6 protein-coding genes are annotated in these 6,522 nt (G+C 69.1%); 5 read left to right on the top strand and 1 reads right to left on the bottom strand.

Features of this window, described 5'->3' with window-relative positions; translation table 11 throughout:
• Positions 1–5: 5 nt before the first annotated feature.
• Both rpsI and glmM read left to right on the top strand, forming a co-directional pair.
• Positions 6–491: a 30S ribosomal protein S9 gene (rpsI, locus tag E3T37_RS04520; RefSeq protein WP_134365633.1), complete on the top strand. Its 486-nt coding sequence runs from the start codon at positions 6–8 to the stop codon at positions 489–491.
• A gap of 22 nt (positions 492–513) precedes the next feature.
• Positions 514–1,890, top strand: coding sequence for a phosphoglucosamine mutase (gene glmM, locus E3T37_RS04525; RefSeq protein WP_134365634.1), 1,377 nt, complete (start codon positions 514–516; stop codon positions 1,888–1,890).
• Between the two features lie 154 nt (positions 1,891–2,044).
• On the opposite strand, the gene coaA is transcribed toward glmM, so the two are convergent.
• Entirely contained in the window at positions 2,045–3,001 is a 957-nt protein-coding gene (gene coaA, locus E3T37_RS04530) for a type I pantothenate kinase (protein WP_134365635.1), read from the bottom strand.
• A gap of 33 nt (positions 3,002–3,034) precedes the next feature.
• Between coaA and glmS the strand changes: the two genes are divergently transcribed.
• The 3 genes from glmS to alr form a co-directional block, all read left to right on the top strand.
• On the top strand, positions 3,035–4,885 hold the full coding sequence (gene glmS, locus E3T37_RS04535; RefSeq protein WP_134365636.1) for a glutamine--fructose-6-phosphate transaminase (isomerizing): 1,851 nt from the start codon (positions 3,035–3,037) through the stop codon (positions 4,883–4,885).
• Positions 4,886–4,982: 97 nt separating this feature from the next.
• Positions 4,983–5,339 (top strand): holo-ACP synthase, encoded by a 357-nt coding sequence (locus E3T37_RS04540; RefSeq protein WP_134365637.1) that lies wholly within the window; start codon positions 4,983–4,985, stop codon positions 5,337–5,339.
• A partial coding sequence (alr, locus tag E3T37_RS04545; RefSeq protein ID WP_134365638.1) for an alanine racemase occupies positions 5,336–6,522 on the top strand: 1,187 nt, incomplete at its 3' end. The genes E3T37_RS04540 and alr, both read left to right, overlap by 4 nt.

Here is a 6,522-nt window from a genome sequence, read left to right on the forward strand (position 1 = left end):
CCATCGTGGCGAAAATCGCAGATCAGATTGACCAGGCTCCGGAGAGCTACTCGACCGAGACCCCGGCCGAGACCGTAACCAAGGCGCCCCGCGCCATCCTCAACGTTCCCGGCGCAGCCGTCGGCCGTCGCAAGCAGGCCATCGCCCGCGTGCGCATCGTCCCCGGCTCCGGCACCATCACGGTGAACGGCCGCGAATTCGGGGACTACTTCCCGAACAAGCTGCACCAGCAGCTCATCAACGACCCGTTCAAGGTGCTCGACCTCATCGGCAGCTACGACGTCATCGCACGCATCACCGGCGGTGGCCCCTCCGGCCAGGCCGGCGCCCTGCGTCTCGGCATCGCACGTTCGCTGAACCAGATCGACGAAGAGAACAACCGCGCCATCCTGAAGAAGAACGGCTTCCTCAACCGCGACGCTCGCGTCAAGGAGCGCAAGAAGGCCGGACTCAAGAAGGCCCGTAAGGCTCCTCAGTTCTCCAAGCGCTAACAAGTCGGGAAGCACTGTAACAATGCCTCGACTATTCGGCACGGACGGCGTCCGGGGTCTGGCCAACCGTGATCTCACGGCTGGCCTGGCCCTGGGCCTCGCCCAGGCCAGCGCGGCGGTCCTCACTCAGGGCCGCCGCGCGGAGTTGCGCCTGGCAGAGGGTCGCAGACCCGTTGCGGTGCTCGCCCGGGATCCCCGGATCTCCGGTGAATTCATTTCTGCAGCGGTCGCGGCCGGGCTGGCCAGCTCGGGTGTCGATGTCCTCGACGCCGGCGTCATCCCCACCCCCGCCACCGCGTTCCTGATCGCCGACATCGGCGCCGACTTCGGCGTGATGATTTCCGCCTCGCACAACCCCGCCCCGGACAACGGCATCAAGCTGTTCGCCTTCGGCGGCACCAAACTTCCCGACGACGTCGAGAACCGCATCGAAGAGCACCTCACGATGGACGTGCTGATGCCCATCGGCGGCGACGTCGGTCGCATCCGCCGGTTCGCCGACGCCGAGGACCGCTATGTCGTGCACCTGCTCGGCACCCTGCCCAACCGCCTCGACGGCATCCACGTCGTGCTCGACTGCGCGCATGGCGCCGCCGCCGGCGTATCCCCGCAGGTCTTCACGGATGCCGGTGCCACACTGACCGTCATCGGGGCCGACCCCGACGGCATCAACATCAACGACGGGGTCGGGTCCACCCACCTCGACAACCTCTCCCGGGCCGTGCTCGAGGCCGGGGCCGACGTCGGAATCGCGCACGACGGAGATGCTGACCGCTGCCTTGCCGTCGACCGGGACGGCAACGTCATCGACGGTGACCAGATCATGGCGATCCTCGCGGTGTCCATGGCCGAGCGCGGCGTGTTGAAAGACCGCACCCTCGTCGCCACCGTGATGAGCAACCTCGGGCTGCGCAAGGCGATGGCCGCCAACGACATCCGCATGATCGAGACCAAGGTGGGCGACCGCTACGTGCTCGAGGAACTCAACGCCAACGGGCTCTCGCTCGGCGGGGAACAGTCCGGCCATGTGATCATGACGAAATATGCGACCACTGGCGACGGCATCCTGACCGGCCTGCACCTCGTCGCCGAGATGGCCCGCACCGGCAAGACCCTCGCCGAACTCGCCGCCGTGATGACCGTGTTCCCGCAGATCCTGGTCAACGTTCGGGGCGTCGACCACCACGCCCTGAAATCGGACGAGGTCATCGCCGAGGCCGTGCGCGTCGCGGAAGCAGAGCTGGGCGACACCGGCCGCGTGCTGCTGCGCCCGTCGGGCACCGAGCCCATGGTGCGGGTCATGGTCGAAGCGGCCGACCAGGCCACCGCCGACCGTCTGGCGCACCAGCTGGCAGACATCGTGCGGGAACAGCTCGCGCTGGCCCCGACGGCCATCTAGCCCCACGCGCCCGGCCTCAGCCACCCGGCCCCCGCCGGCGGGCGGTCCACCTGGCCCCGCCGCGCCCGTTCCGCTGCCCGAGTGTGCCCGTTCCGGTCGAGAGTGCCCGGCACACCGGTCACTCTCGACCGGAACGGGCACTTTGGCGCCGGTGTCACACCTTGCGCAGCAGCACCTTGGACACGGCGTGGTTGGAGTCCTTGCGCAGCACCAGGGTCGCGCGTGACCGGGTTGGTCGGATGTTGCGCACCAGGTTGGGCTCGTTGATCTCGGTCCAGATTTCCCGTGACCGGCTCCGGGCCTCGGACTCGGTCATGGACGCGTAGCGGTGGAAGTACGACTTGGGGTTGCTGAATGCGCCCCGCTGCAACTTCAGGAACCGATCTTCGTACCACCTTGCGATGTCCTGGGTGCGGGCGTCGACGTAGAGAGTGAAGTCGAACAGGTCGCTGACGGCCAGCCCGTGGCCGGGCCCGGGGGGCTGCAGCACGTTCAGACCCTCGACGATGAGGATGTCGGGCTGACGCACCACGATCTGGGCGTCCGGCACGATGTCGTAGCTCAGGTGCGAATAGAAGGGCGACCGCACTTCGGCCGCGCCGCTCTTGACCGCGGCCACGAACCGCAGCAGGGCCCGCCGGTCGTAGGACTCCGGGAAGCCCTTCCGATCCATCAGACCGCGCCGGGTGAGTTCCGCGTTGGGCAGCAGGAACCCGTCGGTGGTCACCAGTTCGACGCGGGGGGTGTCCTCCCAGCGGGCCAGGAGCTCCCGCAGCAGTCGCGCGATGGTGGACTTGCCGACCGCGACCGAACCGGCCACGCCGATGACGAACGGCGTGCGCTGGGCGCGTTCGCCCAGGAAATCGCTCGTGGCCCGGTGCAGCTGGCGGGCACCGGCCGCGTACAGGTTCAGCAGCCGGCTGAGCGGAAGGTAGACATCCGTGACCTCGCCGAGGTCCAGCGGCTCACCCAGGCCCCGCAACTGCACGATTTCCGTTTCCCGGAGGGGAAGCCGGGTGGTCGGGGCGAGAGCGGCCCAATCGGCCCGGGACAGTTCCACGAAGGGGGTGCTGTGGTCGTTGTTCCAGGGACTCGCAACCGCATCGGACATTCCACACAGCTTACTCGGACTAATATCGCAGTCATGTGTGGAATCGTGGGTTACGTCGGAGACAACAAGAGCGTCCAGGTTTTGATGGGCGGTTTGCGTCGGCTGGAGTACCGCGGATATGACTCCGCCGGGATCGCGATCATCGACGCCGGCGGCGCCCTGAACACGGCGAAGAAGGCCGGCAAGCTCGGCGCCCTGGCCGCGGAACTCGAAGCCAACCCGATCAACAACGGGAACACCGGCATCGGCCACACCCGCTGGGCCACCCACGGCGGCCCGAATGACTCCAACGCGCACCCGCACCTGGGAGACAACGGCAAGCTCGCCCTGATTCACAACGGCATCATCGAGAATTTCTCCGTGCTCAAGGACGAGCTCCTCGCCGAGGGCTTCAGCTTCGAGAGCGAGACCGACACCGAGGTCGCCGCCATTCTGCTCGGCCGCGAATACCAGCGCGTCGGTGACCTGGCCGAGGCCTTCCGCGCGGTCGTTTCCCGGCTCGACGGCGCGTTCACCCTCCTCGCCGTGCACCAGGACCAGCCCGGCATCGTCGTCGGAGCCCGCCGCAACTCCCCGCTCGTGATCGGCCTCGGCGAGGGGGAGAACTTCCTCGGCTCCGACGTCGCCGCCTTCGTCGAATACACCCGCCGGGCCGTCGCCATCGGGCAGGACCAGATCGTGACGATCACGCCCGACCTCGTCACCGTCACCGACTTCGACGGCCACCCGGTCGAAACGGAAGAATTCGACATCGCCTGGGACGCCTCCGCGTCGGACAAGGGCGGCTGGTCCAGCTTCATGGCCAAGGAAGTCTCCGAGCAGCCGGACGCCGTCGCGAACACTCTGCGCGGCCGGATCGCGGGCACAACAGTGGTTGTGCCGGAGTTGGCCGCGTTCGGCGACGATGCGCTGCGGGACATCCGCCGAATCGTCATCGTCGCCTGTGGAACGGCGTCGTACGCCGGCCAGGTCGGAAAGTACGCGATCGAGAAGTGGACCCGTATCCCCGTGGACGTCGAGCTCAGCCATGAGTTCCGTTACCGCGACCCGGTGCTCACCGCGGACACCCTGGTGATCTCGATCAGCCAGTCCGGCGAAACCATGGACACCCTGATGGCCGTCAAGTACGCCAGGGAAGCCGGCGCCAGGGCCATCTCGATCTGCAACACCCAGGGCGCGACCATCCCGCGCGAGTCCGACGCCGTGATCTACACGCACGCCGGCCCGGAGGTGGCCGTGGCGTCGACCAAGGCTTTCGTCGCCCAGATCACCGCCCTGTATCTGTTCGCGCTCCACCTGGCACGAGTGCGGGGGAGCCTGAGCGAAGCCGAGCAGGCGGAACAGGTCGCCGAGCTGCAGGGCATCCCGGAGAAGATCGCGACCACCCTGCTCCAGGAACCGACGGTTCGCGAACTGGCCAACTGGATGAGCGACACCCGGGCCGTGCTCTTCCTCGGCCGGCACGTCGGCTTCCCGATCGCCCTCGAGGGCGCGCTCAAGCTCAAGGAACTCGCCTACATCCACGCCGAGGGCTTCGCCGCCGGCGAACTCAAGCACGGGCCGATCGCGCTGATCGAACCCGGCCAGCCGGTCTTCGTCGTCGTGCCGAGCCCCCGCGGCTCCGCGCACCTGCACCCCAAGGTCGTCTCGAATATTCAGGAGATCCGTGCCCGCGGTGCCCGCATCATCGCGATCGCCGAAGAGGGCGACGTGGCCGTGCTGCCGTTCGCGGACACCGTCATCCGCATCCCGCTGGCCGCGCCGCTGTTCGAACCGCTCCTCGCCGTGGTCCCGCTGCAGATCTTCGCGATGGCGCTGGCCACCGCGAAGGGACTGGATGTCGACCAGCCGCGCAACCTGGCAAAGTCCGTCACCGTCGAATAACAGCCGCGTCGAATTAGAGCCGCCACCGCAGAAGGACAGCCGCCACCGCAGGGTGGGCACCGGCAGGGCCGCAGCCGCCGGTGGAGAGGGGAGCCGCATGATCCGGGGAATCGGGGTCGACATCGTTGACCTCGCACGCTTCGAACGGCAGGTCCTGCGCACCCCCGGGCTGATACCCCGGCTCTTCACCGAAGCCGAACGCGCCCTCCCGGTGCACTCCCTCGCCGCGCGGTTCGCGGCCAAGGAGGCCCTGATCAAGGCCCTCGGCGACAGCACCGGTGTCAGCTGGCAGGAGATGGGCGTCATCACCGACACCCACGGCAACCCCGCTTTCGCGCTGCACGGCGCCGCCCAGGCCGCGGTGACGGCGCGCGGCGTGACATCCGTGCACCTCACCATGACCCACGACGCCGGGGTGGCCTGCGCGTTCGTGGTCATCGAGGGTGACGCATGAGCGGCTTCCGGGAAGCGGTCATCGACCTCGGCGCGGTCTTCGCCAACGTCGCGCACCTCAAGAGCGTAATCGGCACCCCCCACCTGATGGCGGTCGTCAAGGCGAACGCCTACGGCCACGGGGCCGTGCCGGTGGCCCGCACCGCCCTCGCCGCCGGAGCCGACTGGCTCGGGGTCGCGGACATCGACGAGGCCCTCGAACTGCGTGCCGCGGGCATCGACGCGCCCCTGCTGGCCTGGCTGCACGATCCGGATGCCGACTTCGGCGCCGCCCTCGCGCGGAATGTCGACCTCGGGGTGTCCTCGGCGCGGCAACTGCGACAGATCACGGATGCCGCGGCGGCCCTCAGCGTCGTCGCCGGAGTGCAGATCAAACTGGAAACCGGCCTCAACCGAAACGGCGTGCACGAGCCGGACTGGGCCGAGGTCTTCGCTCTCGCCGCCGAGTTCGAGCGGGCCGGCCTGCTCACCGTCACCGGCATCTTCAGTCACCTCTCGAACGCGTCCGCCGCCGACGACGCCGAGGCGATCGAGCGCTTCGAACGTGGACTCAGCCTGGCCGCTGCGGCCGGACTGACCCCGACCCTGATCCACCTGGCCTCCACGGCCGCGGCCCTGCGGGTGCCGGCGGCGCGGTACACGATGGTGCGCGTGGGCATCGGAATGTACGGGCTGTCCCCGTTCGACGACCAGACGCCGCGCGACCTGGGGCTCACCCCGGCGATGACGCTGCGCGGGCGGGTCGCCGCCGTGCGCCGGGTCGCCGCCGGCGCCGGAGTCTCCTACGACTACCTCTGGCGCGCGCCCGTCGACGGTTTCCTGGCCCTCGTGCCGCTCGGTTACGCGGACGGGGTGCCGCGGCAAGCCTCCGGCACCGCGCGCGTCACCGTCGGCGCCGCCACGCATCCCATCGTCGGGCGCATCGCGATGGACCAGTTCGTCGTCAGCGTCGGCGACGAGGCCGTGGAAGTCGGCGACCCGGTGGTGCTGTTCGGCGACCCCGAGGCGGGCGTTCCCGGCGCCACCGAGTGGGCCGAGGCCGCCGGCACGATCAACTACGAGATCGTCACCCGGATCGGGCATCGCGTGCCGCGCACCTACCTGAACCCGGACCCGGCTGACACGCCGCCGGCCGCCACGCAGCCCGCCACGCCGCCGGCCGCCACGCAGCCCGCCACGCCGCC

It is taken from the genome of Cryobacterium sp. TMT2-10, from assembly GCF_004403075.1.
In the GTDB taxonomy this organism is placed as follows: domain Bacteria; phylum Actinomycetota; class Actinomycetes; order Actinomycetales; family Microbacteriaceae; genus Cryobacterium; species Cryobacterium shii.

Bases quoted from the DNA above. Each gene is read 5' to 3' on its own strand.
- glmS (WP_134365636.1), top strand. From the start codon at position 3,035: ATGTGTGGAATCGTGGGTTACGTCGGAGACAACAAGAGCGTCCAGGTT.
- E3T37_RS04540 (WP_134365637.1), top strand. From the start codon at position 4,983: ATGATCCGGGGAATCGGGGTCGACATCGTTGACCTCGCACGCTTCGAA.
- glmM (WP_134365634.1), top strand. From the start codon at position 514: ATGCCTCGACTATTCGGCACGGACGGCGTCCGGGGTCTGGCCAACCGT.
- coaA (WP_134365635.1), bottom strand. From the start codon at position 3,001: ATGTCCGATGCGGTTGCGAGTCCCTGGAACAACGACCACAGCACCCCC.